This window comes from Paraburkholderia agricolaris, from assembly GCF_009455635.1.
GTDB lineage: Bacteria > Pseudomonadota > Gammaproteobacteria > Burkholderiales > Burkholderiaceae > Paraburkholderia > Paraburkholderia agricolaris.
Genome location: NZ_QPER01000002.1, coordinates 3,398,365 through 3,423,857, shown reverse-complemented (window position 1 = coordinate 3,423,857; position 25,493 = coordinate 3,398,365). Strand labels below are relative to the sequence as shown.

Below are 25,493 nucleotides of genomic sequence, written 5' to 3'. Positions count from 1 at the left end.
TCATGACGGGACGATTCAAGACAACCGGTACGGCAATCGTGTGGGCGGCGCTGTCCTCCGTGGGTTACGCGCAGGGCATTCCGGTATTCGACGCGCAGAACGTCGCTCAGGCGATTGCGCAGGTGATCCAGCTTGAGCAGCAGGTTCAGCAGGAGGTCCAGATTTATCAGTCCACGGTCGGCACGCGCGGGTTCGGTGCGCTGCTGGGCAATCCAGTGGTCGCCAATTCCCTGCCGTCGAACTGGCAGAGCGTCTACACGGCGGTCCAGAACGGAGGCTACGCCGGGCTCACGGGCAGTGCGCAGGCGCTACGCTCGGCGAGCGAGATCTACAACTGTGCGGATCAGTCCGGCATCGACCAGCAGGTGTGCCAGCGAGCGCTGAACAAGCCATTCCAGGACAAGGCGTTCGGTCTGCAGGCGTATCAGACCGAATTGCAGGAGCTTAACCAGATCCAGAGCCTGATGCAGCAGATCGACGTCACGCAGGACCCGAAAGGCGTGGCGGAACTGCAGGCGCGCATCCAGAGCGAGTCGGCAACGGTCGGTAACGAGATGACGAAACTGCAGCTTTTCCGGATGCTGGCCGAGACGGAAGACAAGCTCGTCGCGGAGCAGCAGAGCGAACTGGTGCTGAGCCGGGCGGGAAATACCACCCGTTTGCAGGACCAGATGGTACCGGCCTCGTTCGGTAACTGAGAGACGATCATGCGCAAATTTCTGGCTGGATTCCTCGTCATTAAATTAGTAATACTTATTAATGGGTGTTCTTCTGAACGGCCGAGACCCGTGCTGCCGGATGGATCGCATCGCGTGCCCGTCAACCGCGTACCCCCGGATGCAGCATCGTCTGTTCCGTCAGTACCGCCTGCATCCTCGGTCGAAGGAGGTGGGCGATGACCGGCCCCGAGGATTACGGGCGCGTGCTCGATATTGAAGCGTCGCTTACGCTCCTTCAGGAACGCTCCGAACAGCGTGCCTGGATCGTTGCCTATGGCGCGCTCGCCGTGGCGGTGCTCAGCGTGGTGGCGCTAGCGGTGATGGTCCCGTTCTACCGGGTCGTGCCGCTTCCGATCGAGGTTGACCGGCTGACGGGCGAATCCCAGGTGATCGATGTGCTCGACGCACGTCACGTCGATACGAAGGAGATCCAGGACAAGCACTGGGTCGAGGCGTATGTGCGTGCCCGTGAACGGTACGACTGGGGCCTTCTGCAGATGGACTACGACAGTGTGCTGACCATGAGCGATGACGTCGTGGCCCGGGATTTTCGCGGCGTCTACAGCGGTCCGGACGCGCTGGACCGGCAGCTCGGCCCGAACACCGAGCGGCGCGTGCGGATTCTCTCGACGACGTTGCCGCCCGACGAGCCGGGCCATGCTGTGGTCCATATCGAGCGTACGACATTCAAAAACGGCCTCGCGAATTCGGAGCCCCCGCAGCGCTTCGTGATCACGCTCGCCTATACCTATCGCCCACCGGTCTTTACCCGCGAAAGCATTGCCGTTGCAAACCCGTTCGGCTTCAAGGTCACGGCCTATAGTCGCGATTCCGAATATACGCCGCCCGCTTCGTCCGCGGCTGCGGGAGGCACGCCATGAAGCCGATTGCTCTCATGGTGCCCTGGCTCGTCGGGCTGATGGTTCTGAGCCAGGTCGCCCGGGCCTATGACCTGCCAGGCTGGTCCGACGATTCGCGGGTTCGCCAGATCGTGTATGCGCCCGATGCGGTGGTGCGTATCCAGGCGCAGCGTGGCTTTGCTACCCATATTGCGCTCGATCCGCACGAGCAGATCCAGGTCGTGGCGCCAGGAGACCGCGACGGCTGGCAGGTCGTCGCGAACCGGGGCGACCACGACGTTTACCTGAAGCCACAACTGGCCGCCCACGATTCGAATCTCGAAATACGGACCGACAAACGCAGCTACAGCTTTGATCTCCTGGTGCTGCCCCTCAAGGCGAAGTTTGGCAACGATGACGAGATGTATCGAGTCACCTTCGTCTACCCGGAGGAGGCGAAAGCGCAAGCGCACACCGAAACGGACGCGGAGCTCGTCGCGCAGCGCCTGGGCCAGCGACCCGTGGTGCGCAACACCCGATATTCGATGCAGGTGATGCCGCATTCCGACGACATCGCGCCGACGGCGGCGTGGGACGACGGGCGATTTACCTATATCCGCATCCCTAACAACCGGCGCATTCCCGCGATCTTCAGGGTGGCGGATGACGGCACCGAAAGCGTGGTTGACCGGCACATGGAGAATGACACGATCGTGGTCCACGAGGTGGCGAAGCGCTTCGTGCTGCGTCTGGGTGACGAGGTGGTCGGTATCTGGAACGACGCGTATGACATGGACGGCATGCCGCCCCATGACGGTACGACGGTTCCGGGCGTGAAGCGTGCCCTGCGGAGTCGCGGCGATGAATGACGAAACGCGAAACTCTATCGAGCCCGATGAATCCGACGGTCGTAGTCAGGCAGGCCACGACCGGGATTCCGCTGGTACCTCTGAAGTGTCCACCGATCGTGGCATGCCGGCACTTGGACAGTACCGGAGGGCACGCCCGCGGGCCTGGTGGCTGACGCCTCTGATCGTTGTCCTGGTAGCGGGCGGCGGTGCGGTCTGGACGATTCATGCGTTCCTCGCCCGTCACGATGCGCAAGCCAAAGCGCGTCGCGATGCGATAGCGGAGACATCGGCACAGGGCCGGGTGTTCAGGGACGGCCCGGTCGCTGCGAGTGCCGCATCCGCACCGGTTGCCGCGAGCGTACCCGTCCCGCCGTTGGAGCCAGGGCAGATGCACGTCGCGGCCCGACCACCTGCAGCGGCTGCCCATCCAGTGTCTGCGCGCAGCTATTATGACGCGCCGCTGCTTGTGACGGCTAACACGTCCGGAGCGGTTGGCCAGACGGGAGGCGTTCCAATCGGGCCCGGCGCACTGGCAGCGGAAGGGGCTCTGGATGGTGTCGCCGGAGCAGCCTCGTCCGTGGCGGAAGTCGCACCCGGCCGGACCGTCAGCGCACCCAGGCAAGGTGGGACGGGAGCACTCGCCCAGGCGCTGACGCCGACTGCCACGCCGCGCGTTCTGGCGAACACGCTTGGTAATCGCAGTCTGGTCCTGGCGCAGGGCGCCAAGATTGACTGCGCGGGAGACACCGCTTTCGATTCGACCGAGGCGGGACTGTCTACCTGCACCGTGACGAAGAATGTCTATTCCGACGACGGCCGGGTGGTGCTGATCGAACGGGGCTCGCAGATCAACAGCCAGTACCGGTCGAACCTGTCACCGGGGCAGAAGCGGGCCTTCATTCTTGCGGCCCGTATCGAAACGCCGCACGGCGTGACCGTCGAGATCGATTCACCGGCGGCCGACGCGCTCGGCCGCATGGGAATCGAAGGCTATGTCAACAATCACTGGGGCGAGCGTATCGGTGCGGCGATGCTGCTCGGTCTGACGCAGGACGCCATCGGGTATCTGGCCACACGTGGCGGCAACGGCTCCGTCGTCTACGAGAACACCCAGCAGCAGGGCAACGATATGGCCACACGGGTACTCGACAGTACGATCAACATCCCACCGACGCTGACGCAGAACCAGGGCGCGGAGTTCACGATCGTGGTTGCCCGGGATCTGGATTTCGGATCGGTCTATGCGCTGCAGCCGGAGGGCACACGATGATCGCCCGTACTGACATGCAGGATCATTCCGCGGACACAGTGATGGCGCGGCTTCCCGACGATGCATCCGTGCGGGAACTGATGCGGCCGTTCGCGCGGTTGCTGGATGACGTCAGCGTTACGGAACTGGTCATCAACCGGCCACAGCGCGTGCTGACGGAATCGCATCGTGGGTGGCACGGTTACGACTATGCCGATCTCGATTACGAGCGCCTGATGTCCTTCGCGGTGGCGGTCGCCACGCTCACGAACCAGGAGGTCTCGGCACAGCATCCGGTCCTGTCCGCATTGCTGCCGGGCGATGCCCGCATCCAGATCGTGGTACCACCGGCCGTGCCGCCGCGCACCGTTTCGGTCACGATCCGCCGACCGTCCGCGCGCGAGAAATCGCTCGACGCATACCGGGAGGAAGGACTCTTCGACGATACGGTCTGGCACCGTCCGGACGGCCTCGACACGGCATTGCCCATGCTTCGGCCCGCTGAACGGAGGCTTGTCCAGTGCCTGGAGGTGCGGGATTGGGGCGCGTTCTTCGAACTGGCTGTCACCGGGTGCCTGAACATCGTGATCGTCGGCAATACGGGTTCAGGCAAGACCAGTTTCATGAAGACCCTGTGCCGCTCGATCCCATCGACCGAGCGGATCGTGACGATCGAGGATGTGCGTGAACTGTTTATCCGCCACATCGAGAACTGTGTTCATCTGCTGTACAGCAAGGGTGGTCACGGCCAGGCACGTGTGACGCCGGCCGACCTCATCGCGAGCACGATGCGTATGCGGCCTGACCGGGTACTGCTTGCCGAACTGCGTGGCGCTGAAGCCTACGACTTCCTGAAACTCCTGACAACGGGACACTCGGGTTCGATCACGAGCTATCACGCGTCGAGTGCCGCGGTCGCGATCGAACGCTTTGCACTGATGGCGAAAGAACACCCCGAAGCCGCGGCCTACGACGATGCGGCGTTAAAGCGTCTGCTGTTCCTGACCATCGACGTGGTGGCGCACATGGAAGCGCATGCCCTCTACAACGAAGCGGGTGAACAGACGGCCAGGCGCTGGAGCATGACGGAAGTCTGGTTCAATCCGGTGCGCAAGGCGCGCACCACACTCGCGTGAGGCCGGTGTGGACAAAAACCGTCGATCCCGGATTGATCCCGCCGCCGCTAACGTCTTGGCGCGTCACGTGCGGCCGACCGCCATTACGGTTGCTGCGCTGGTGCTTCTCACCGGCGCCCTGCTAGCGTCGCTGTGGCTTGCGTCCTTCTTCCTGTATGCCAGCCTGCGGGTCAATCCCTTGCATGCCGGACTGTGGGGCTGGCCAGATGCGTTGCTCGCCTGGCACGATGGCCGGATGCCGAACGGTGGCCGACGTCTGGCGGCTGCGGCACTACTTGGTGTCCTCTTCGCCGCCGGCGGCCCCGTAATGGGGCTGTACGCGGTATGGGAGCGCACCGGGCGGCGCCGCCTCTACGGTAGTGCCCGGTTTGCCAGCGAAGCGGAAATCCGCGCAGCGGGGTTGCTATGAACGCGCGACTGAACATGGACGCCCCATCCATTGTCGTGGGTGTCTGGCGAGGTCGTTATCTACGTTTCGCCGGACAGCAGTTCGTGCTGCTCGCGGCACCCGCGCGATCCGGCAAGGGCGTTGGCATCGTGATACCGAACCTGTTGAGCTATCCCGACTCCGTTGTGGTGCTCGACATCAAGCGCGAAAACTATGCGCTCACCGCAGGATTCCGGCGCACACACGGGCAGGACGTGTATCTGTTCGATCCGTTTGCGGAGGACGGTCGCACGCATCGTTACAACCCGTTGTCGGCAATCTCGGATGGACTGTTCCGTGTGGGGGATATTCTCGCGATTGGTTATGCCCTGTATCCGCTGGGCGGCCACGATGACTTCTGGAAGGACCAGGCGCGCAACCTGTTTCTCGGCATCGTACTGTTGCTCTGTGAGTGGCGTGATGCAAAGCGGGCAGGCAGTAGCGCATCCATTCCTGACTATCCGGTTACGATGGGCGAGGTACTGCGGCAGTCGTCCGGCAACGGCATGCCGGTCAAGGCGTACCTGCAGCGTGCGCTCGTCCAGCATCGCGATCTATTGACCGGGCCGTGTATCGACGCCCTGAACCGTTTCCTGTCGAACGATGACAAGGTGCTCGCGAGCATCCTTGCGACATTCCATGCGCCGCTGACGATCTGGGCCAACCCAATTGTCGATGCAGCAACGAGTGGCAACGACTTCGATCTGCGCGATGTGCGTCGGCGCCGCATGTCGGTCTATATCGGGATCACACCGGATCATCTGTCCGAGGCAGCGCTGCTCGTGAATCTGGTGTTCTCACAACTCGTCAATCTCAACACAAAGCAGTTGCCCGAGGCGGATCCCACGCTCCGCTTCCAGTGCCTGCTACTGCTCGATGAAATGACAGCGATCGGCAAGATCCACATCATCGCTCGCGCAGTCGCGTACATGGCGGGCTACAACCTGCGGCTACTGTCGGTTGTCCAGTCGGTGGCGCAGCTCGAATCCGTGTACGGCCGGGCGGACGCCCGAACGTTCCTCACGAACCACGCGATGCAGATTCTCTATGCGCCACGCGAGCAGAAAGACGCGAACGAGTATTCCGAGATGCTTGGTACCTTCACCGATCATTCGCGTAGCGTAAGCCGGTCGAGCGCAATCTTCGGCGGCCGGGGTGGATCGAGCGAAAGCACGTCGGAGCAACGCCGGGCTTTGCTGTTGCCGCAGGAGCTGAAGGAGCTCGGTCGCGACAAGGAAATCATCCTGCTGGAGAACACAAAGCCCATTCTGGCTGACCGGATCTGCTACTGGCGCGATCCCGTGTTTGCTTCGCGTGTATCGGCGGCACCTCCAGTACCGGCGATGAATCTCGCACGCTTCCGTGCCCAGGCCGAACGACGATTGCGGGAGGTACAGCCAGAGGAGATTGACCCTGAAGGCGAGGGCCCCATCCAGGTACCGGCTGATTATCTGGAAGTCTTGCAGGCCTGGGATCCACGCGATCTCCCGCAACGGCTTTCTGACCTGAGCGAGGACGAGGCTGTGGCGTATGTCGAGCGGCATTTCATGTTGCTGGGTGTCCCCGCCGCGCGCGTCGCGTGTGCGACACGTCGGCTGACCGTGGCGGATCTTGATGTGGCCGACCTCGCGCCGGCAAAACCTGTGCGCGCGAGGCGTGGAGGCGTACCCGCCGACAGATCGAATGTCCCGGCGAGCCAGGGAGCACGGCAATGAGCACGGCCTGGGTGGATGAGACCACGCGTGTGCGGGCCGCACTGGCCGTCATTCCTGCGGATGACTACGGCACATGGGTCGACATGGCATTTGCGCTCAAGCACGGCTTCGGCGATGCCGGCTTCGACATCTGGGACGAATGGAGCCGTACGGCCACCAATTACAACGAGCGTTCGGCACGCACCACGTGGCGTTCGGCAAGGGAGTCCGGTGGCAAGACGCTCGCATCCCTTTTCTGGCTCGCGCGGCAGCACGGCTTCGATCTGAAGCGAACTCACTATCCCGACCGGATGGCAACAGCGCTCGCGCCACAACCGGATGTGCTTGAGCGCAGGGCTCGCGATGAGGCCCGGCAGCAGGCCCGGCACGCGGCGGTGGCTCGCGAGGCACAGGAAATCTGGCAATGGGCGCGACCCGTGGGCCCGCAACACCCCTATCTCGTTCGCAAACAACTCGAACCGACGCGCTCACTGCGCGAACTGGAGGCGCCCGAACTGCATGCATTGCTGGGGTACGTCGCGGCGAGCGACGAGCAACTGCTCAAGGGACGTGTGCTGGTGGTGCCGTTCTGGATCGGAAAGGCGATCTCGACACTTGAGCTGATTGATGAACAGGGCCGCAAGTCATCGCTGGCCGGAGGCGTCAAGCGAGGTGGGTACTGGATCGCCGGACCCGCACCGGCAGAGCGTGAACTCACCACACCGATCCTGATTGGCGAAGGCATGGCAACGGTGCTATCCGCGCACAGGGCGACGGGCTGGGTGGCACTTGCGACCTTGTCGAGCGGCACGCTACCTGAGGTCGCCGGCGCGTTGCGCGAACGATATCCCGATGCTGATCTGGTTGTACTCGGAGAGATCGGGCCCGGAGAAACCAAGGCCCGGCAGGCAGCCGGGGAGTCGCGGGCACGTCTGGCACTGCCTGCATTCGCTGACGACGCACAGCTGGATGGCAAACCCCCGACTGATTTCAATGACATGGCAGTGCTGTTTGGGGAGGCGCGCGTCGGGGACCGTTTGCGCGAAATCGCATTCAGAAGCGTTGGACTGGCAGTCGATGGCATGGAACCGGATGTGGCTAGCGTAACCGACGCGGCCGACGCAAAGACGGACGAACCAAAGGAGGAAGTGATGAGCCGTGTGAAAGCAACCCTGGTGAACGACGCAGAGGGAAGTTCGCGTCGCTGGCCGTCTAAACGCGGTGCCCAGAGAAAGTCCGATGCGCCGGAGGCTCACGTTCAGGCGAGCGCAGCGGCCGAGGTGAATGGGGCTGGGAAGGGGACGGCGGTCGAGCAGCCCGCATTGCCGCTGGCGGCTGATTCTCAGGCAGCCGGGACGACGCGTTTTGTGCCGGCCCGCCCGCCTGTTGGTGAACCGCTGTTCGGTGTGGGGGACGTGCCCAACGAGGTCCGGGCGCTTGCCGAGCACCGCTTCGGCACACCGCTCCGCATGGGCACACCGCGCGAGAACGGAGGTCCCTACCGAGGAGAGGTGTTCAACACTGAGCAATACCTGATTCAGGAGGTCGCAACGCGCAGCGTCGTGTTCCATCCGAAAGGTCAGATGGAGTTTGCGTCGGATCGGCTCCGGTGGATGGATGAGAACGCCCGCCTGAACGGGTCGGAGCTTCAGATCGGATACGACGGGGAGAGGCCGAAAGTCTATCCGTGGGATCGCGCGCGGGATCTGCTCGAGCGCACGGTCGGCTCGCTGAAGAAGTCGGCACGCGAACTGAACTTCAGTCCGAATCTGGAAGGGATGCTGGACCAGTTGCAGGCTCGGTCGTGGGCGCGCGTGCGTGAGGCTCGCGCGGCGGCGCTGGAGCAGTCGAAGGAGCGGGCGGCATCGCAGGACCCTTCAGGACCTGACCGGTGAACCATCTCATGCGTCGCCGGCTGCGACGAGTCATACCCGATCTGTAAGAGGTTCCTCCATGACTGAAACATCATTGCCTGCCGAGCCGGTCATCAACGTGATCGAGCAGGATATTCATGGCTTACCTGGCGCCGTAGAACAATCCGGCAGCGCAGGTCGTACCCAACAGCTGGACGCGGCGGCTATGGATGCTGTGTCAGCCCGGCGCCGACGTGAGTTCGATGCGGCCCGCTCGCGCCTGCGCGATCAGGTGGCCCGCGACAATGCCGAAGTGATCCGGCAGTCAGATGCGAGTCCTGGTATCAGTGCGCCGTCGCGGGGCAATGCTTCTGCGCGTGCACCGCTCGATCAGCCACCCGAGCGTGTGCGCAAGCGTTACCTGCGTGCGGGCAATCAGTACTTCCTCAAGGATGCACCGTATCAGCTCGCGTTTGAGGATCTGGGGCCGTACCTCGTCACCGAGCATAACCGGCCGGACGTGGTCGAGTCGATGGTTGAAATTGCCTCGGCCAAATCGTGGACGCGGATTCGCGTATCTGGGCATGAGGCATTCCGCAGCGAAGTGTGGCTGCAAGGGACACTGCTTGGCATCGAGGTGAGTGGGTATGAGCCGAAGGCCGCTGATCTCGCGCGTCTGGCGGATGCCCGGCAGGCACGTCCGCAGAACCGGATGGAGGCTGACGCATCGATGCCTCCTGCCGGAACGCAATCGCCGCCGGACGACAACAGTGCACTGGCGAAGGCGTCCACATCCGCGACGGAAACACCCAACCCCGCAGGCGGCATGGCTCGGCCGGTGCCTGCACGCTCCGAAGATCAGCACCGACTCAACCGGGCGGAACCACAGGTGGTTAGTGACGAACCCGAGACCCCACGGCAGTATGCCGGCGAACTGCTCGAGCACGGCCGTGCGCCGTACCTGCATAACCCGGCACGAAGCGACTCCTACTACGTGGCATTCCGCGACGCGAGGGGTACCGGGCGCGTTGTCTGGGGAATAGATCTGGAACGCGCCATGCTCGCATCACGCGCTGAACTAGGGGACCACATCACACTGGAAAACCTGGGTCGACGCATCGTCCCCGTCAAGATGCCGATTCTTGATGACAACGGCGCGGTGGTCGGCGAGAAAGAGAGGGACGTTCACCGGAATTCCTGGCAGGTCGATGTGACGCGCCGTGAAAGATCGATTGCCGGGTTCGTAGATCGATCCGAAGGCGCATCCGGTGTGTCGACGGCCTCTGTGGACGCGTCAGCGCGCGAGGGCCGGCAGGCGCATCGACCATTCACGGTAACTGATGAGGACAAGGTTCTGAACCTGGCGGTACTGGCCGGAGCCATGCGGGAACAGGGATTCAGCGCGCGTTCGATCGCACGCGTGCGGCAACGCGCGGAGGAGATGCTGGATGCGTTTGGCCGGGAGGGGATTCCGGTGCCGCGACCGAGAGTCTTCGATCCGAAAGCCCAGTCGGAACGGGATCGATGGGCACGGCCCGCGGCCGGGTGTATACCTGCACGGGAAATCGAGCGCGAGTTTGTGCGCACGCCAGTCGACCCTTCGCCAGCACGCTAGGCGGAAACATGCGCGTGGCTACACGTTTGCGAGAGCGCCTGTGCGTCGAGCTCAGGGGGATGCGACCGGACTGGGATCGCTGGTGTACGCGCCGCGGCCTGACATCTGCTGAGGGCGCCCGGCAAGTCATTGCGGTGGCGTTGGGAGCAGATGCCAACCCGGACGCCGACGAGACTGGGGTCGAAGCGGGAGTGCAATGGATCAGTATCGACGAGCCTCGGACACGGATCGAGATCAGGCTGACGCACACAGAACTGGAATCGGTGGAACAGCGGGCCGCAGCGTTCGGTATGACCAGCAACCGCTGGATTGTGGCGCTGATTCGCGCGCAACTGAAACGGGAACCACAGTTCGGAGCGCAGGAAATGCGACTATTGTCAGATTCGAACCAGCAGCTTGCCGCGATTAGCCGATGGTTGGGGCAGCTTGCGCGGGAAGGCCCTGCGTTCGATACGGAACCCAACGGGAACAACCAGGTTGGAGTCATTCGGAACCAGATCGACGTGCATCTGCGTGCAGTGACTGCGCTCGTTCGAGCGAACCTTGATCGATGGAGCCGGTGACATGGCTTACCCGAAGGCATACATCGACGCGATGCTCCTGAACTGGGGTGACCGCCTGTTTCAGGAGCCGTTCAGGCATGTCGGCGCACCGCGGCTTTCGCGTGCGACCATGCGAGATGCAGCCACTCGTATGCGGGACCAGTTGGTCCGGACGCTCAGACGTACGCCGGAGGTGATGGTCAAGATCACCAACAAGGCATCGAGTGCCCAGGGTATGGGTGCAGTACGCCGACATCTCCGTTATATCTCGCGTAACGGGCAGGTCGAACTGGAAGACCAGAACGGCGACAGGATTTCGGGACCTGAAGCCGTGCGTGACCTTGCAAGAACCTGGCAGCTCGGAGGCTGGGGAATACCGGAGGCGAGTCATCGTCGAGAGGTATTCAATGTGCTGCTTTCCATGCCACCGGGTACGAACCGGCAGGCAGTGCGCGATGCCGCACGAGACTTTGCGGCGATCGAGTTTGGTGATGGGCGCGCATATGTTTTTGCAGCACATGACGACGAAGCTCACCCACACGTCCACCTGAGCGTACAGGTACGGGGACCCGATGGTCGACGTCTCAATCCGCGCAGGCAGGATCTTCGGCAGTGGCGCGAGCGATTCGCCGAGCAGCTACGCGTGCATGGCGTCGAGGCCAATGCAACACCCCGGAGGGCGCGGGGTGTCACACGACGTTATCCGAAACAGGGCGTCGCGCATATGCTGGCTCGGGGCGAGGTGCCGATGTACTGGCAGGCCGTAGCAAACGCGGAGCAGCGCCGGGCTGGATCGCAGTCTTATGACGGCGTGCTCTCCGCGTGGTGGGAGTTGGCACGGGTAATCGCAGCGTCGCCTGCGAGGCAGGATCGTGCGATGGCGGTCGGTATTGCGGACTTCGTGCGGACGATGCCAGTGCTACGGGACGTGCCAACGGCCGCTAATAGTCTTCAGCAGAAAGGCCCGCCGCAACTGGAACGCACGCCACCAAAGCGGGACAATCGGCCGAACGATCCAGGTCTGTATATCGATCGCTGACACGGGGGATCGGGCCGTGTCGGTAGCAACCGGAGACCGGGAGATCAGAATCCTGGGGCGTTGATCGGGCGTATGGCGTGACGCCCGATGTCTTCATGTCGATGTCGTTATGGATCGACAAACCATGCGGGCGCGCCCTTGTATGACGCAAAGAGCAGGAAGAGCATCGCGATCAAGAGAAGCGGAAAACCGTAGACGGCTACCGGGGAAAACAGCACGAGCTGCAGAGACGATCCGCCGATGCCATGCAGGAGGTCGGTATCCCGAACATTCTCGTATATCAGCCAGGCAGCAGCACCAATGCCCATTGCCATGAGGAGAAGTCCACCAGATGGCGGCGCGTGGCGCAACTGAGCGGTCGTCCAGAAATAGTATCCCCACCAGAGGAAATTGATAGCGATTGCCGACAGCCAGAAACCGCGCGCCGTGAAGAAGCTGCGACCAAACCGGTGCCGACAATGGCGACTGAATAACTGGATTCCCCTGGCAACCCCGCACAGGATCGCTAAGTTGATAGCGAGGTTCAGGATGCTCATGCTCCGTTCTCCTTCGATGCGAGATGTGTGGTGTAGATGTCGGATCAGCGGACAAAACCAGTTTAATTTCTTTTACAAAAATATAGTCGGTCATCCGGCGAATGCAACGAGTCCTTGGCAGCGCGATCAAGGACGGCACCGTCGGTTGGCGGACCGGTACATCACTACATCACTCACCGCATTTTTACGCAGAGATAACGTTCACCAGGAGCGTAATTGTTGTTCGATGAGCGCCACGTCGATGCACAGTGCTCCGATGCTCAACAGTTTGGCTGTATCCCGTTGCAGAACCCGTTCGTACAGGTGCAGCAGGAGTGCGTTCCAGTCGCTGTGGCGTTGAGCGAGGTCGGACCCAGTACGCGGGGCTGGATGGCTTGAGTTTTTTTCGACACTGGTCGCGGGCAGGATAGGGATATCAATTCGCGCGAGGATATTATCGTGCTCCGGAAGAAAGGCGGGATGGTCATCCCGTATCAGAAACAACACAGTACCGATCAGACTCACATCTTCATCCAGTTTCCCGTTGTTGTTACGGCGTGATTGCGCGGCAGCAAGACTGTATGCCGTCACCATGTCACGACTACGTCGATATATCCATTGTTCTGCCCGTTCGATCTGTTCATTGAGAGCGGCCAGGCCGTCGTATTCCTGCTTGCTCAGGTTCGCGAACGCGTGCACTGATGTCATTGCAATTGTCCTAGATCAGGCCAAGTCTCGTCCAGACGACTCGTAAGTTCGCGAACCCGCTCGGATCACATCGCTCGCTGGCCCGCTCGGTAGAGAACGAAACTCGTCAGTTGGTGAAAAAGTTCAGATGAAATCAACTTTATAAGGTGAATATCAACTGAAAAAGCCCTTCATGTCAATGAGTTGGTCATCAACCATTCGGGGTGACAGGGAGGGGGTATGACGAGTGCGGACCTGAGCCGATTGGCAGGGATGGTGGGACGGGCGATAGCGAGAAACCGCATTGCGGCGGATCTGACGCAGGAGCAGGTTGCTGAACAACTGGGAATAGGTAATGAGGCGGTGTCGCGCATCGAGCGAGGACTCGTCATGCCCAATGTTGCGCGGCTGATGCAACTGGCCGACGTCTTTGACTGCGATATTGCTGACCTGCTGACCGAAGCAAGTAGTCGCCCGAGCGATCAGGCTAAGCACCTTGCACGCGTACTTACTGGGGTTTCCAGCAAGGATCGGGAGATGATCGTAGAGATCGTCGAGCGGTTGACTGCGAGATTTGCCCGACGCTGAGGAACGGCGGTACATTTGCTGGCGGCCTCTTCGCGATTACCACCGTCGGCGATGGGGATCGTCTTAGTAGAGTGGTCGGCGCTGGTGGCGATCCGTACTGAACATCCTATCGAAAATCCGGAGCACGGGAAGACACGCATATCGAGCAGTAAGGCGAGTTTTGATTAATCTGCTGCTCGAAATGACCGCGCAAATCATCTTTGTGTCTTGCACTGCTGCTGACGACACAGCGCCCTAAGGCGCCGAGATTGGTCGAGGCGTACCGTCGCGGTCTATCAGACATGGTCGCTCGCACTGAGGCCGCTCCAGGGATGTCGTGAGGAGGGCAGATCCGCGCAGAGACTATTTGAATCGCGCTTGGGCCCACGGCCGCAAAATACAGACTCGCGGCATTGCCGTATTGCAAGGCATTAAGGGCATTTTAGATGGGAGTCTGGTCCGGCCGTCTAACACCGCTCGTTGTATGGGGCTGCATCTCGTTTGTAGGTTGCGGCTTCACTGCGACGCGGGTTATTGCCGCGCAGATACAGCATTAAACGCAATGCTGATACTACGACTTATCAGCATTGAAACGACCGGAAAGCGCCGGAATGAATGACGCGCAGCCGTTCTCACAGCCGGCAGTGAACTGAGAGGGGTAGATAATCCGGGCTATCTCCCCCTTCATTTGCCGACACCGGCCCTTACAGGAACCGGATGACGTCGCCGGATCGCCCCTGGCGTGCCTGCGCGGTGCACCGGCTGTTGGTGCTCACAATTGCCGCTAGCCGTGTCAACGAAACTGCTAGCGCCGAATTTGTCGAAAAACGTCATACATACCGACCGAAAAGTGGAAAATCCAACGATTTTGCGTTGTTGTAGCGATACAACGACTGAGTGACACGTTGTCCACTAACGTTGCTAGCGTCGATTTCATGTTCTTTAATGCGGCTAGCGCGTCCTTCCTACCTATTGGGGGTAGACATGGCTTCCTCAGAAGAGACTGAAGCTCGGGCAGCGAAGATAGCGTCAGTGCTTAGACCGCTTGGAAACGGCGTGCTTTCCCGGGAGCAGGCGAAACGAGCGGCGCAATTGCTCAACGTTCACTGGGCGACTGTCTATCGCTTGCGTCGCCGCTTTCTCGCGAATCCTGTGACGAGCACTTTGCAGCCGTCGCCTTGCGGTCGCATACCAGGCGGCCGACTGGATGCCGCGGTTGAGACTGTCATCGACGATGTCGTGCATGAGTGGTTACCCGCGCAACGGCAACTAGCCCATCCAGCAACCGATCTGGTGCTTGAAATAAAACGTCGATGTGCGGTTGTGGGCCTGGATTCTCCCAGTCGGTCTACGGTGGCTCGCCGATGGACAGCATATCGCCAGCAGGACGCATTGGCACGAGCTGCACTTCCCGAATCGATGGTTGCACCCGGTACGTTCGGGGTCCGGTATCCGCTTGACATCGTCCAGATCGATCATACGCAAGCCGACATACTGCTGGTGAGCGAGTTGGACGGGCAGGTCATTGGCCGACCTTGGCTGTCCCTCGCACTTGACGTTGCGTCGAGGTGCGTGCTGGGTTTCTACTTAGGAATGGAGCGGCCCGGTGCGGCCACGGTTGGCTTGCTTCTCACGCGGGTGGCGTTGCCGAAAGCGTCATGGCTTGCCAAGATAGGCGTAGAAGCAGACTGGCCCATGCGAGGCATTCCGCGTGTCCTGCATCTCGATAACGCAGCTGAGTTCAAGAGCAGGGCGCTCCGCAGCGGGTGCCGTGAATATGGCATTGACCTCATGTATCGTCCAGTCGGTAAGCCTCATTTTGGTGGCCATATTGAACGGTTGAACCGGACGTTGATGGAGCGCGTGCGTGGGTTGCCAGGGGCGACGGGATCGTCCGCAAAAGGACACAAGGCTCGCCAAGCGGAGAAAACCGCCAGCCTGACATTAAGGGACTTCGAACAATGGATGACGATCGAAATCGGAAGACGATATCACCAAAGCCCTCATCGCGGCTTGTCTGAGCTTCCTCCTGCCGAAAAGTGGCGCGAGCTTTCCAGTTCGGCCGAGGCCCGATATCTGCCGAATGCACCGGATGCAGAACTTCAATTTTTGATAAGGTTTCTGCCAGTCGAGCTACGAACAATTCAGGCGGACGGCCTCAACTTATTTCGGATCCGGTACTGGCATCCGTTGTTCGCCGCGTGGCGGGAGACACGCCGAGCTGTGACTGTTCGTTACCATCCCGAAGACCTGTCGCGGGTATTCGTAAGTGCGGGAAAGAAGAGCTACATAGAGGTGCGCTACGCGGACTTGCGACGGCCTCCCATCTCGCTCTTCGAACAGCGGGCAGCCTTGAAAGCGATCAGGGCGAGAGGACAGCGAACGATCTCGGAAAGGGAAATTTTTGAGACGGTCATGCAGCAGCGAAGCGTGATCGTGAATGCGACGCGTGCCACACGGAGGCGTCGGCGTTCGAGACTACAAAGCATTCCTTCTGTAGGGATGCTCGACCGTCAAGGCACCCAGCAGCAACTCGAACAACGGGACGCGGAACAGGTGAACTATGACTCGCCTGTGACGGCGTACGATGTCGAACAGTGGTAGGGAGCCAACATGAAGCACGATGAGCTGGCGCACTTACTTCCAGCTGCCAGAGAGCAGGCGCAGTTGGGAAACGAAGAGCGTGTAAAAAGTCTCCTTCGTGATCGCTGGATCGATTATCCACGAGCGACGGAAGCATTACAGGTGCTTCAAAGGCTCTATGAAACACCTCCACGCGACCGGATGCCATGCCTTTTACTCCACGGCGATTCGAACATTGGGAAAACCAAGATTACTGCGAAGTTCAGGCGCGCCCATCCCAACGAATTTGATGAGAGACGAGGTGTAGAGCGGTGTCCCGTTGTTACCGTCCAGATGCCTCCGACTCCGGATCAGCATAGGTTTTATTCTGGGTTGCTATTTGAGCTCGGTGCTCCCCATAACGCTGCCGCTGGTTTGGCTTCTCTCGAACGGCTGGCGCGGGACATCCTGAAAACAATGTCGCCGCAGATGCTGATCGTGGACGAGGTCCATCACCTGCTCGCGGGAACGTATCGCGAGCAGCGTGCTTCTCTGAATCTGCTGAAATACCTCGCAAATGACCTGAAGATCAGCATGGTCCTTGTGGGCACCCGCGACGCAGTGCTCGCGCTTCAAACCGATCCGCAGATGGTGAGCCGTTACAGGCCGTTCGAGATACCCCGGTGGAGGGAAAGCGATAACCTCCGTCGACTTCTCGCCGCGTTCGAAAAGGTTCTGCCGCTCAGGAAACCATCGGATCTCTCACGACGCGAGATCGTCCAGTACGTGCTGGAATTGAGCGGTGGTCTGACGGGCGCCATTTCGACGATCCTGAACGACGCAGCCGAACTGTCGATCAGAAAACGGTGACGAGTTCATCGGTATCTCACACCTCGAACGGGTCGCTCGCGAACATGCGTGATCCTGTCACGCCATGGCCAGTTGCTCCTCGGCCGTTTTTCGAAGAGGCGTTTGGCAGCTGGCTGGGTCGAGTCGCGACGCGTTACCAGATCAGCGTGGGCATGCTTTGGGAGACAAGCACAGGGCTGGACCTGCCGAACCTTGGCAAAGCGGGGTGGATATTGTTTCCTCCAGTCGCCGCATCGCCGCTAGATCGACTCTCGAAGTTGGCCCGTGTGAGCGACGGGAGATTGGCAGCAATCCAGACGCCGCCTGAATGGATGGTCGACCAGCGTAACCTTGTATATTGCTTCAGATGCCTCGTGGTCAACGAAGTCGACGTTTCGGCACCGCGGTGGAAGAGGGAATGGCTCGATCCGGCAGCTGAATATTGCGGAACGCACCATAGTCTGCTGGAAACGGTCCCCGCATCGGTTTTTCGAAAAGCTGCCAACTTCGGCGCAGCGCTTCGGGCAATATCGCGCTATCGAACCCCCCGGTTTCCACGAAGCAGACGGCTACGCTAGCGGCGTTACTGAACTTGCTAGCGCTCCTGTGAACACGGCTAGCATCAATTGTGAACGCCAACACCTGTTTCGTCCGCGAAGGGTGATAACCAGGTCTGGGCAGCTCTCAACGAGCTTTCTGCCCGGCGTAAGTCGTGATGCCCTGAAACGGATGAGACAGGCAGTGCGGGGGTGGCGGCTACCTCGTCAGACGTTCAGGTCACTGGTCGAACTGGCCGATCAATGCAATCCCACGATACGTGGCTGGTGGAACTATTACGGGGCTTTCTATCGGACGGCCATGCAGGGGCTCGGTCGGTATCTTGACCGCAAGCTGGCACGCTGGGCCAGGTGCAAGTACAAGACACTACGACGGCATAAACGGCGTAGCGACGAGTGGTTGCACAAGATGAGGAAGGCGTACCCGCGACAGTTTGTATACTGGCTGTTTCTGGGAGTAAAGGTTGGATAACGGGAGCCGTGTAAATCGAGAGGTTTACGCACGGTTCTGCGAGAGGCTCGGGGGTGAAATCCCCCGGGCCTACTTACCTGTTCGTGACGCTGCGCGGTGAGCCGTACCTGTTGTGGCGGGCGGTCGACGAGCACGGCGCCGAACTCGATGTGCTGGTGCAAAAGCGTCGCGACAAGGCCGCGGCAAAGCGCTTCTTTCGGCGGGTGCTGCGTTCAAACCCGGTGCCGCGCAAAATCGTTACCGACCAACTACGCAGTTATCCGGCGGCGAAGGCTGATATTCCTGAGCTCGCTCAGGTAAAGCACGTTTTCGTCAAAGCGGTCGCACGCGTAAACAACCGCGCTGAGAACAGTCACCAGCCAACCCGTAGGCGGGAACGCCAGATGTACGGCTTTCGCGACGCGCGTCGCACGCAGGCGTTTCTCTCATGCTTCGGCCCGATCCGTCAGCACTTCGCGCTTCCCAGACATCAGATGAACGCCGCACGTCATCGCGCCATACTAAAAGAACGCCTCGGCACATGGCATAGTTGGAGTGTCTCAGCCGCAATCGAGAAAGTTATCTGATAAGGATAACTACTATTGTGCTGCGCAGTTGGCCTACAGCCGCCAACTTGACAACGCCCAACAGGGCGCTTGTGATGCCGGAACGCCTTCTCCAGCACCGGAAGCAGTTTGATGGCCCAACGATGCACGGTCGAATGATCGACCTGGATGCCACGCTCGGTCATCATCTCTTCCAGATTTCGCACACTCAGCCCGTACGCCACGTACCAGCGCACGCACATCAACATGACATCAAGGGGATAGTGCAGGCGTTTGAGCACGCGGGCGACGGCTGGATTCAGCAATTTCATCAAACTCTCAGGCCTTCAGGTTGTCCCGAACATCATAGCGCATGCTTATTGCGACACAACCAACGATTTTGCGCGGCACCGGGTTTGATCGCAGCACCCGCCCGAAGAAGCGCTTGGCCGCGGTTTTGTCGCGCCGCTTTTGCACCAGCACGTCCAGTTCAGCACCATGCTCGTCGACCGCGCGCCACAACAGATAAGGCTCACCGCGCAGCGTCACGAACATACCCCCACGAACGAAATTGCGATCCTCGAAGTACCTGAACAATCTGATTGAGCAGGATCACCGCCACATCAAATCGCGGGTGAACGTCATGCTCGGGTTCAAGCGGTTCCGCAGCGCCGCCATTATCCTCTCCGGCATCGAGCTGATCCATCGCATTCGCAAAGGCCAGTTCGATCTCACCAGCATGCACCTCAAAGATACCACTTCGCCTTCGATCTGGATGGCGGTTCTTTCAGCTTGATGAGGTATGCGAAACATGGGCAATTTCTCGCCCGCCTACCGAGTTTGCACCACAACCGTTTGGCGCGGCCTTTGATGTGCGGTTGTCAGATGCTTATAAGCTCGCGAATGCATGAGGCGCATCGCGCGCCTCGTCAAGTTTCGCCGCGCTTCAATTGTTTATATCTCGCAGAGAGCCCGCCCACTCTTTCGGGGTGCGTTTTGCCCACGGCAATTCTCGTTCCAACTGACCCGCAATCCGGAAAAGCAGATCTTCCCTGCCTGCTGGCGCCACGAACTGCATTCCAACCGGCAAATTACTGTTAGGTTCGTTGTAAAGCGGGACCGACATGGCAGGCATCCCAGCAGCATTAAAAACCGGTGTAAACGGCGATCGATTAAACACGCAGTTGGTCCAATCATGGCCGTCAAAACCTTCAGCGGCTAGCCCATACGTCCCGATGACTGGTGCAACATCGGGCAAGCTTGGCGTCAGCAGCAGATCATAGTGGGAGAAAAATTCTGCGACGCTGCGAGTTACGGCGTTACGCACATCAAGCGCGCGAATGAGTTCGGCGCCAGTTACGCCTAGACCAGTTCTGTGAACCGCTAGCGTTTGCGGTTCTAGGGTCGTCAAGTCAATATTGCGCCCCGTCACTGCAGCCATGTCTTCAATCCAAGCTGCGATGTTCACAGACCAAAGTACAGAACTTGCATGCACGAAGGCCTCCCAGCTCATACCCAAGGAGATGTTTGCTTCTTCAACTTCGTGGCCTAGCGTGCAGCAAAGTCGAGCAGTTGCGGTCAAGCTTTGAAGTATGCCGTCGCTCGTGCGCTGCCCACCCCAAGCCTGCGACATCATACCGATTCGCAACTTTCCAGGTGCCATATTGACCTGATCAAGATAGCGCCCGGACGGTGGCGCAATGGAGAAAGGCTCTCCTAGTGACGCGCCGTGGACCGCGTCGAGAAGCGCGGCGCTGTCACGCACCGAGCGACTGACGCCTAACTGCGCCGCTAAGCCGTTGATTGCCTCATCAAGCGCGGGCCCGTTCGAAACTCGGCCGCGCGTCGGCTTTAGGCCAAAGACGCCGGACGCGGATGCTGGGATTCTTATTGAGCCAGCTGCATCTGTAGCATGAGCCAGCGGCACAACGCCCGCCGCAACCGCTGCCGCTGCGCCTCCACTTGACCCGCCCGCTCCGTGCGCAATATTCCACGGATTGCGGGTCGCACCACACAGCACCGACTCCGTCGTCCCGCTCCACGCGAACTCTGGCGTTGTCGTGCGTCCGAGAGTGACAAGTCCTGCGGAGCGAAACCGCTGCATCAGGATCGAGTCGGCTGCGGGCGTAAAACCTTGCGACAAACGGCTACCGAACTCCAGCTTCCTGCCGGCCATCGTCACTCCGACATCCTTGATCAGGAACGGTACGCCAGCGAGAGGAGAGTTGCCCTTCAATGCAGCCGCAACGTTTTCCAGTTCAGGCTGCCAGCTTTCGATCAGCGCGTTGACGCGCGGGTTAAGCCGCTCACACGCCCGAAGAGCCGTATCGGCGAGTTCTCGCGCGCTGACGTCGCCGCGCGCGACCAGTTCACCGAGGCCCACGGCGTCGTAGCTTGCATACTCGGACAGTTTCATTCTGATGGTTCTCCGCTCGCGATGGGGGTTGACGACAACCACTTACATGATACCGAACGGTATCATCGATAGCGGTATAATGATACCGTTTGGTCTCACTGTCAAGGCATCGTGAAAAAACTTCAGACTCTTCAGGCGAATGCAGGGCGTCCGCTCCCGCCGCGCGAGCGTGTGTTAGCTGCAGCAGCGGATCTGTTTTACAACGGAGGCATCCGAGCGACCGGCGTCGAAGCGATCGCTGCTCATGCGGGCACCACGAAGATGGCCCTGTATCGACACTACCAATCCAAAGACGCTCTCGTGGTGGAGTGGCTACGCCAAGTGACAGGCGAATACTGGGCGGCATTTGACGCCATCGAGTCCGCCCATACCGACAATCCTCGTGCGCAAATTCTCGGCTGGGCGGATTTAGTCGCCGTGCAGGTGGCCGCGTGGTCGCACCGCGGCTGTCCTTTCATTAACTCAATAGCGGAGCTGCCGAATCGGGATCATCCTGCGCGTCGCCTGATCGAGGAACACAAAGCGCGCCAGTGGAAACGCCTCGTAGGCTTGAGCAAGGCCGCAGGCCTCGTGGCGCCCGAGGACACTGCGAGCGAAATCATGTTTGTTTTAGAAGGTGCGCAGATCGCCGCGCAGAACATGTCGATTGGTCACATCGGCTCCCGGTTGCGGCGTGTTGTTGAGGGTATTGTTGTCCGTCAGTCCACCCGATCAAGCACGCGAATCGAAAGCCAATGAAGAAGTACGCATGCCTATCGGTGAGATGACAGCTCTCATATGACTGTACGGCTCTGTCAGGTTGGCCGATGCAGTCGGTCTTTGTGGCATACGAGTGGTTATCCTTGGCGCCGGCTGCAGTGACAGTCCAGCCATGCCACGTCGCGAAACGTTTCTGGAGCGCGGTACGATGACATGCCGCGTTCATGTGGTGTCTGGGCAACGCGAAGTGCTGCCGGATCGGGCCGAAGCATGAGAGAAACGCCTGCGTGCGACGCGCTTCGCGAAATCCGCACATCTGGCGCTCCCGCCTGCGGGTCGGCTGGTGGCTGTTCTCGGCACGGTTGTTCATGCGTGCAGCCGCTTTGACGAAGATGTGCTTCACATGCACGAGCTAGGGAATGTCAGCCTTCGCCGCCGCATAGCTGCGCAGCCGGTCGGTGACGATCTTGCGGGGCACCAGGTTTGAACGCAGCACCCTGAGAAAGAAGCACTTTGCCGCTGCCTTGTCGCGCCGCTTTTGCACCAGCACGTCCAGTTCGGGAGCATGCTCATCGACGGCTCGCCACAACAGATACGGCTCGCTGCGTAGCGTCACGAACAGGTTCTGTCGCGGTAAGGCGATTTGGGCGAACGATAGCGATATGACGAGGATTGCTTACATCGCCAGCGAGTAGAACTGCCGGGCGGCCGATGGCTTGAGTTTGCCTGCGTCTTCCATCTGCCCCTTGGCGATCATATGCATGAGTTTAATGCCGCTCAACAAGATGCGAGCACAATGAAATTCCTTGAATCCCAAGATGGGTCGGGTACGGCGCTTGATCGCCCGATGGTTTTGTTCCACGATATTGTTGAGATACTTGGCCTGGCGGATCTTGATGGGCGTCTCACGCTCGGCGTTCACGGCGCGCAGCCCGGACAGATTGGCACCACTCTTGACGATGGTTACCGTTTCGGGCACGCCATTCTGGTCGATGGCCTTCTCGAAGTACCGTCGGGCCGCCTCCTTGTCCCGCTTGGCGCGCAGCAGGAAGTCAACCGTGTTGCCGCCCTTGTCGACGGCGAGGTAGATATACTTCCATGTAACCCCGGACCTTCACATAGGTTTCGTCCATCCGCCAGCTCTCGCCGACCGGGCGTTTGCAGCGGCGGAACGCTTTTTCAAGCACCGGCAGAAGCTTGATGGCCCACCGGTGCACGGCCGAATGATCGACCGCGATCCAGCGTTCGGACATCATCTCCCTCGAGATTGCGCAAGCTCAGCGGGTAGGCCACGTACCAACGCACGCACACCAACATTGTCTCGAACGGATAGTGCAACCGTTTCAGCACTTTGGCTACCGCCGGACTCAGCGCTTTCATTGTCGTTCACATCATTCTGTAAGGTCCCGCAGCATACCCGCCTCCGCTATTGCAACAGAACCCTTCGAATCTGTGCTACGCGTTTCCACACAACCTCGACCCGCAGCGGTCAGTCGGCCTCCTCGACAACGGACACTCCCGAGCGGGACTCCTCGGTTTCCTTGAGCACATCTATGAACGCCCGCAGGCCAGCGGGTACGTGGCGATGCCCTGGATAGTACAGGCACAGTCCTGGGATGAACGGGCACCAGTCTTCCAGCACCATTTGCATTTGACCATCATCCAGCCATTCGCGGGCCGCGGACTCCGGTACGTATGCAAAGCCCAACCCATCGGACGCGGCCTCAACCATGAGTCCGATGCGATCCAGCGTGAGTGCGCCGGGAACGTCGAGCACGATTTCCTGCCCGTGCTTACGGAACTCCCAACGATAGCGCTTGTCGCTCGGTAACCGTTGGCGAATGCAGTCGTGGCCACGAAGATCGTCGGGCACTTGGGGAGATACTCGCCCCGCAAGATAAGACGGTCACGGGGTGCAGCAAGCCACTCGGACCGCCGTTGCCGCCGAACTCGCGGCGTCTATTGTGGATCGGGCGCGTCGCCTTCGTTGAATCGGAAAAGCGCACGCGTAGATCGCAAGGCCATACCGTGAACTCTATCCGCGATGTAACTCATGCGCTGCGTGGGTTCCGTTCGGCGCGGTCACCGCATGTGGAAGGCGAGAAAATTGGAGAAAATCCGATGAATAAAAAGCAGCAGACAGAACTGATGGCAACGCATCGCGCGCTGATCGAGATTCGCCAGCTGGCGGCCACGATGATGAGGTCAAATGTCGCCGACGAAGAAGTCAAACGCATTTATGCAATCGCGGACGCTTTTCACGCCGTGCCCGGTGAGATCGCGCGGGGAGCGGACTTGGACCCGTCTTTGTTTGTTCAGTGTTCGGCGTCTGCGGGCATCTTCGTGCCGCCTGATTACCCTGCGTAATGAGATAGGCAAAGCGCGCGCATCGCCTGTGGTGAGCAGGCAAACAGCGGAGGAGTGGCTGTGTGCGGAAGGTTGATGGTCGCGCTGCACCTCGCCGATTTTTGTCGGGTACTCGGTGCCATTTTTACGCTGGGCGCACAGCTTCGGTGGTAACGCGTAGACGGAAACGTAAGCTATGGAAGAATTTCCTTTGGTCGCGCTAGCGCAGACACTTCTCCCTCCGAGCCCCTCGGTACAGTACCCTTTCGCTGAGAAGAGATGAGTAACGTAACGTCGCCGAACAACTTTTGGCGGAAGCTGATTGGCTTTATGCGCCCCAAGGCCGCCGCCGCGAAAGCAGGCATCGAGCGCAATCCTGTTGCTACGGTGCCTGAAACTGGCGCCCGCCAGATCATCCCCATCGCCGCAGCTGACGCGCCGGCTGTCAGTGGCTTCGCTTGCCCGCCGTCCTGCTGGGGAACGTGTTGCGACGACGCAGTGTTCCTCGAGGCGAGAGATGTCGCGGCGATCCATCAGTTCGCCGATCGTCACTTCGACCGGTTCGCGAACCATTTCGCCATGAGGTTCGTGCTGGCGGGAGTTGACGAAGAAAAACTGGTCGTGACGCCGGCGCTTGTCACCTGTGACGGCGTTTCGCGCTTTCACTTCTTCAGGAATGCGGCGACGAGCGAGTTTCTTGGCAAGAAGCCGCAGAGCACGCGCTGGTCGGTGGCCACGGGCCAGCCGCTCTATCACACGACGCTCCAGTTCGACCGGCAGGCCGAGGAAGTAGGCGGCTGCGTTTTCCTTACGGAACGCCGCACGTGTTTTCTCGAGGAAGTTGCCGTCGACGCTAGCGAGCACCGATGGACCGCCAAACCTCAAGGCTGTGTGCTGTTCCCTCTTGTGCCAATGTCCGACGGGACAGTGAAAACCCTCGCTTCACCCGAGAATGAGCAGCCAGACGCTCCGAATCATGGCCTGCTGAAGAAGTTCCGCGAGCGGGCGTGCTGTACGCGCGTAACCCCGCAAAACGCTGCCCATGAGATGTCTGCTGCGCTGGCCTTCGTAGAGCAGTCGCAGAAGTTGCGCGAGCGCGCTTTCGAGCACCTGCTCAGGACAAAGGCTGTGCAGATCCGGAGCGGTTTCCTGCAGATCTTTGACAGGCCTGCCACAGGTTCATCCGGCGCCGGGCGTCAGTAGCTCGCGGCTAATATTATGATGCAGTGGCGAGCACAGTTGCCGCGGCCGTATTATTGGCAATCGCAGCGAACCCGCGTGCATAGTCATTTTTGGTGCGGATGCGTCGTCGCGAGGACCGTCTCGAGTCGCTGC

At 60.3% G+C, this 25,493-nt stretch carries 22 protein-coding genes and 7 pseudogenes; 21 read left to right on the top strand and 8 right to left on the bottom strand.

What is annotated here, in order from left to right; genetic code table 11:
• The first annotated feature begins 2 nt into the window (after positions 1–2).
• The 11 genes from virB5 (at position 3) to GH665_RS36535 (ending at position 11,964) form a co-directional block, all read left to right on the top strand.
• Positions 3–698 carry a P-type DNA transfer protein VirB5 gene (gene virB5, locus GH665_RS36585; RefSeq protein WP_153141895.1) on the top strand — a complete coding sequence of 232 codons (696 nt, stop codon included), beginning with the start codon at positions 3–5 and terminating at the stop codon, positions 696–698.
• A 197-nt stretch (positions 699–895) separates the two neighbouring features.
• The gene (locus tag GH665_RS36580; protein WP_153141894.1) at positions 896–1,600 is read left to right on the top strand and encodes a VirB8 family type IV secretion system protein; all 705 of its coding nucleotides are present in this window, start codon (positions 896–898) and stop codon (positions 1,598–1,600) included.
• The gene (locus GH665_RS36575) at positions 1,597–2,427 is read left to right on the top strand and encodes a TrbG/VirB9 family P-type conjugative transfer protein (protein WP_153141893.1); all 831 of its coding nucleotides are present in this window, start codon (positions 1,597–1,599) and stop codon (positions 2,425–2,427) included. Before GH665_RS36580 ends, GH665_RS36575 begins: the two co-directional genes overlap by 4 nt.
• Positions 2,420–3,679: a type IV secretion system protein VirB10 gene (gene virB10, locus GH665_RS36570; RefSeq protein WP_153141892.1), complete on the top strand. Its 1,260-nt coding sequence runs from the start codon at positions 2,420–2,422 to the stop codon at positions 3,677–3,679. The genes GH665_RS36575 and virB10 overlap by 8 nt, the downstream gene beginning before the upstream one ends.
• Positions 3,676–4,794 carry a P-type DNA transfer ATPase VirB11 gene (virB11, locus tag GH665_RS36565; RefSeq protein WP_153141891.1) on the top strand — a complete coding sequence of 373 codons (1,119 nt, stop codon included), beginning with the start codon at positions 3,676–3,678 and terminating at the stop codon, positions 4,792–4,794. The genes virB10 and virB11 overlap by 4 nt, the downstream gene beginning before the upstream one ends.
• A 67-nt stretch (positions 4,795–4,861) precedes the next feature.
• Positions 4,862–5,203 (top strand): hypothetical protein, encoded by a 342-nt coding sequence (locus GH665_RS36560; protein WP_246216495.1) that lies wholly within the window; start codon positions 4,862–4,864, stop codon positions 5,201–5,203.
• Complete coding sequence (locus GH665_RS36555; RefSeq protein WP_153141889.1) at positions 5,200–6,936, top strand: type IV secretory system conjugative DNA transfer family protein; 1,737 nt, start codon at positions 5,200–5,202, stop codon at positions 6,934–6,936. Before GH665_RS36560 ends, GH665_RS36555 begins: the two co-directional genes overlap by 4 nt.
• Positions 6,933–8,810 (top strand): PriCT-2 domain-containing protein, encoded by a 1,878-nt coding sequence (locus GH665_RS36550; protein WP_153141888.1) that lies wholly within the window; start codon positions 6,933–6,935, stop codon positions 8,808–8,810. The genes GH665_RS36555 and GH665_RS36550 overlap by 4 nt, the downstream gene beginning before the upstream one ends.
• 58 nt (positions 8,811–8,868) lie before the next feature.
• On the top strand, positions 8,869–10,383 hold the full coding sequence (locus GH665_RS36545) for an LPD7 domain-containing protein (protein ID WP_153141887.1): 1,515 nt from the start codon (positions 8,869–8,871) through the stop codon (positions 10,381–10,383).
• Positions 10,384–10,442: 59 nt separating this feature from the next.
• Entirely contained in the window at positions 10,443–10,946 is a 504-nt protein-coding gene (locus GH665_RS36540) for a plasmid stabilization protein (RefSeq protein ID WP_153141886.1), read from the top strand.
• A 1-nt stretch (position 10,947) separates the two neighbouring features.
• Complete coding sequence (locus GH665_RS36535) at positions 10,948–11,964, top strand: relaxase/mobilization nuclease domain-containing protein (protein WP_153141885.1); 1,017 nt, start codon at positions 10,948–10,950, stop codon at positions 11,962–11,964.
• A gap of 107 nt (positions 11,965–12,071) precedes the next feature.
• On the opposite strand, the gene GH665_RS36530 is transcribed toward GH665_RS36535, so the two are convergent.
• Entirely contained in the window at positions 12,072–12,500 is a 429-nt protein-coding gene (locus tag GH665_RS36530; protein ID WP_153141884.1) for a hypothetical protein, read from the bottom strand.
• A 201-nt stretch (positions 12,501–12,701) separates the two neighbouring features.
• On the bottom strand, positions 12,702–13,187 hold the full coding sequence (locus GH665_RS36525) for a hypothetical protein (RefSeq protein ID WP_153141883.1): 486 nt from the start codon (positions 13,185–13,187) through the stop codon (positions 12,702–12,704).
• A 219-nt stretch (positions 13,188–13,406) separates the two neighbouring features.
• Between GH665_RS36525 and GH665_RS36520 the strand changes: the two genes are divergently transcribed.
• From GH665_RS36520 to GH665_RS36495, 6 genes and pseudogenes are all read left to right on the top strand, one after another.
• Positions 13,407–13,754, top strand: coding sequence for a helix-turn-helix domain-containing protein (locus GH665_RS36520; protein WP_153141882.1), 348 nt, complete (start codon positions 13,407–13,409; stop codon positions 13,752–13,754).
• 1,035 nt (positions 13,755–14,789) lie between these two features.
• On the top strand, positions 14,790–16,337 hold the full coding sequence (locus GH665_RS36515; RefSeq protein WP_246216494.1) for a Mu transposase C-terminal domain-containing protein: 1,548 nt from the start codon (positions 14,790–14,792) through the stop codon (positions 16,335–16,337).
• A gap of 9 nt (positions 16,338–16,346) precedes the next feature.
• Complete coding sequence (locus GH665_RS36510; protein WP_246216493.1) at positions 16,347–17,165, top strand: TniB family NTP-binding protein; 819 nt, start codon at positions 16,347–16,349, stop codon at positions 17,163–17,165.
• A gap of 44 nt (positions 17,166–17,209) precedes the next feature.
• Complete coding sequence (locus tag GH665_RS36505; protein WP_153141880.1) at positions 17,210–17,722, top strand: TniQ family protein; 513 nt, start codon at positions 17,210–17,212, stop codon at positions 17,720–17,722.
• A 151-nt stretch (positions 17,723–17,873) separates the two neighbouring features.
• Positions 17,874–18,173 carry a group II intron maturase-specific domain-containing protein gene (locus tag GH665_RS39595; RefSeq protein ID WP_217361937.1) on the top strand — a complete coding sequence of 100 codons (300 nt, stop codon included), beginning with the start codon at positions 17,874–17,876 and terminating at the stop codon, positions 18,171–18,173.
• Between the two features lie 77 nt (positions 18,174–18,250).
• Positions 18,251–18,739 (top strand): annotated as a pseudogene (locus tag GH665_RS36495) (DDE-type integrase/transposase/recombinase); the annotation flags it as partial.
• A 53-nt stretch (positions 18,740–18,792) separates the two neighbouring features.
• Here the strand turns inward: GH665_RS36495 and GH665_RS36490 are convergent.
• Together GH665_RS36490 and GH665_RS36485 are read right to left on the bottom strand one after the other, a co-directional pair.
• Positions 18,793–19,029: pseudogene (locus GH665_RS36490) on the bottom strand (IS6 family transposase); the annotation flags it as partial.
• A 61-nt stretch (positions 19,030–19,090) separates the two neighbouring features.
• Positions 19,091–19,252 (bottom strand): annotated as a pseudogene (locus GH665_RS36485) (DDE-type integrase/transposase/recombinase); the annotation flags it as partial.
• Positions 19,253–19,268: 16 nt separating this feature from the next.
• Here GH665_RS36485 and GH665_RS36480 point away from each other — a divergent pair.
• Positions 19,269–19,493 (top strand): annotated as a pseudogene (locus GH665_RS36480) (DDE-type integrase/transposase/recombinase); the annotation flags it as partial.
• A 150-nt stretch (positions 19,494–19,643) separates the two neighbouring features.
• Here GH665_RS36480 and GH665_RS36475 read toward each other — a convergent pair.
• Positions 19,644–21,113 (bottom strand): amidase, encoded by a 1,470-nt coding sequence (locus tag GH665_RS36475; RefSeq protein ID WP_153141879.1) that lies wholly within the window; start codon positions 21,111–21,113, stop codon positions 19,644–19,646.
• 111 nt (positions 21,114–21,224) lie between these two features.
• Here GH665_RS36475 and GH665_RS36470 point away from each other — a divergent pair, with 111 nt between their 5' ends.
• Positions 21,225–21,851, top strand: coding sequence for a TetR/AcrR family transcriptional regulator (locus GH665_RS36470; protein WP_153141878.1), 627 nt, complete (start codon positions 21,225–21,227; stop codon positions 21,849–21,851).
• Between the two features lie 118 nt (positions 21,852–21,969).
• On the opposite strand, the pseudogene GH665_RS36465 reads toward GH665_RS36470, so the two are convergent.
• The 3 pseudogenes from GH665_RS36465 to GH665_RS36455 all read right to left on the bottom strand — a co-directional run.
• Positions 21,970–22,434: pseudogene (locus tag GH665_RS36465) on the bottom strand (DDE-type integrase/transposase/recombinase); the annotation flags it as partial.
• Between the two features lie 54 nt (positions 22,435–22,488).
• Positions 22,489–23,192, bottom strand: a pseudogene (locus GH665_RS36460) (IS6 family transposase).
• 109 nt (positions 23,193–23,301) lie between these two features.
• Positions 23,302–23,706, bottom strand: a pseudogene (locus GH665_RS36455) (LysR substrate-binding domain-containing protein); the annotation flags it as partial.
• Positions 23,707–23,840: 134 nt separating this feature from the next.
• On the opposite strand from GH665_RS36455, the gene GH665_RS36450 reads away from it, so the two are divergent.
• Positions 23,841–24,179, top strand: coding sequence for a hypothetical protein (locus tag GH665_RS36450; protein ID WP_153141876.1), 339 nt, complete (start codon positions 23,841–23,843; stop codon positions 24,177–24,179).
• 258 nt (positions 24,180–24,437) lie between these two features.
• Positions 24,438–25,361 carry a hypothetical protein gene (locus GH665_RS36445; RefSeq protein ID WP_153141875.1) on the top strand — a complete coding sequence of 308 codons (924 nt, stop codon included), beginning with the start codon at positions 24,438–24,440 and terminating at the stop codon, positions 25,359–25,361.
• The last annotated feature ends 132 nt before the right edge of the window (positions 25,362–25,493 follow it).

Excerpts from the sequence above, each read along its gene's own strand:
- virB5 (WP_153141895.1), top strand. The coding sequence starts at position 3 with ATGACGGGACGATTCAAGACAACCGGTACGGCAATCGTGTGGGCGGCG.
- GH665_RS36580 (WP_153141894.1), top strand. The coding sequence starts at position 896 with ATGACCGGCCCCGAGGATTACGGGCGCGTGCTCGATATTGAAGCGTCG.
- GH665_RS36575 (WP_153141893.1), top strand. The coding sequence starts at position 1,597 with ATGAAGCCGATTGCTCTCATGGTGCCCTGGCTCGTCGGGCTGATGGTT.
- virB10 (WP_153141892.1), top strand. The coding sequence starts at position 2,420 with ATGAATGACGAAACGCGAAACTCTATCGAGCCCGATGAATCCGACGGT.
- virB11 (WP_153141891.1), top strand. The coding sequence starts at position 3,676 with ATGATCGCCCGTACTGACATGCAGGATCATTCCGCGGACACAGTGATG.
- GH665_RS36555 (WP_153141889.1), top strand. The coding sequence starts at position 5,200 with ATGAACGCGCGACTGAACATGGACGCCCCATCCATTGTCGTGGGTGTC.
- GH665_RS36550 (WP_153141888.1), top strand. The coding sequence starts at position 6,933 with ATGAGCACGGCCTGGGTGGATGAGACCACGCGTGTGCGGGCCGCACTG.
- GH665_RS36545 (WP_153141887.1), top strand. The coding sequence starts at position 8,869 with ATGACTGAAACATCATTGCCTGCCGAGCCGGTCATCAACGTGATCGAG.
- GH665_RS36540 (WP_153141886.1), top strand. The coding sequence starts at position 10,443 with ATGCGACCGGACTGGGATCGCTGGTGTACGCGCCGCGGCCTGACATCT.
- GH665_RS36535 (WP_153141885.1), top strand. The coding sequence starts at position 10,948 with ATGGCTTACCCGAAGGCATACATCGACGCGATGCTCCTGAACTGGGGT.
- GH665_RS36530 (WP_153141884.1), bottom strand. The coding sequence starts at position 12,500 with ATGAGCATCCTGAACCTCGCTATCAACTTAGCGATCCTGTGCGGGGTT.
- GH665_RS36525 (WP_153141883.1), bottom strand. The coding sequence starts at position 13,187 with ATGACATCAGTGCACGCGTTCGCGAACCTGAGCAAGCAGGAATACGAC.
- GH665_RS36520 (WP_153141882.1), top strand. The coding sequence starts at position 13,407 with ATGACGAGTGCGGACCTGAGCCGATTGGCAGGGATGGTGGGACGGGCG.
- GH665_RS36510 (WP_246216493.1), top strand. The coding sequence starts at position 16,347 with ATGAAGCACGATGAGCTGGCGCACTTACTTCCAGCTGCCAGAGAGCAG.
- GH665_RS36505 (WP_153141880.1), top strand. The coding sequence starts at position 17,210 with ATGCGTGATCCTGTCACGCCATGGCCAGTTGCTCCTCGGCCGTTTTTC.
- GH665_RS39595 (WP_217361937.1), top strand. The coding sequence starts at position 17,874 with ATGAGACAGGCAGTGCGGGGGTGGCGGCTACCTCGTCAGACGTTCAGG.
- GH665_RS36475 (WP_153141879.1), bottom strand. The coding sequence starts at position 21,113 with ATGAAACTGTCCGAGTATGCAAGCTACGACGCCGTGGGCCTCGGTGAA.
- GH665_RS36445 (WP_153141875.1), top strand. The coding sequence starts at position 24,438 with ATGAGTAACGTAACGTCGCCGAACAACTTTTGGCGGAAGCTGATTGGC.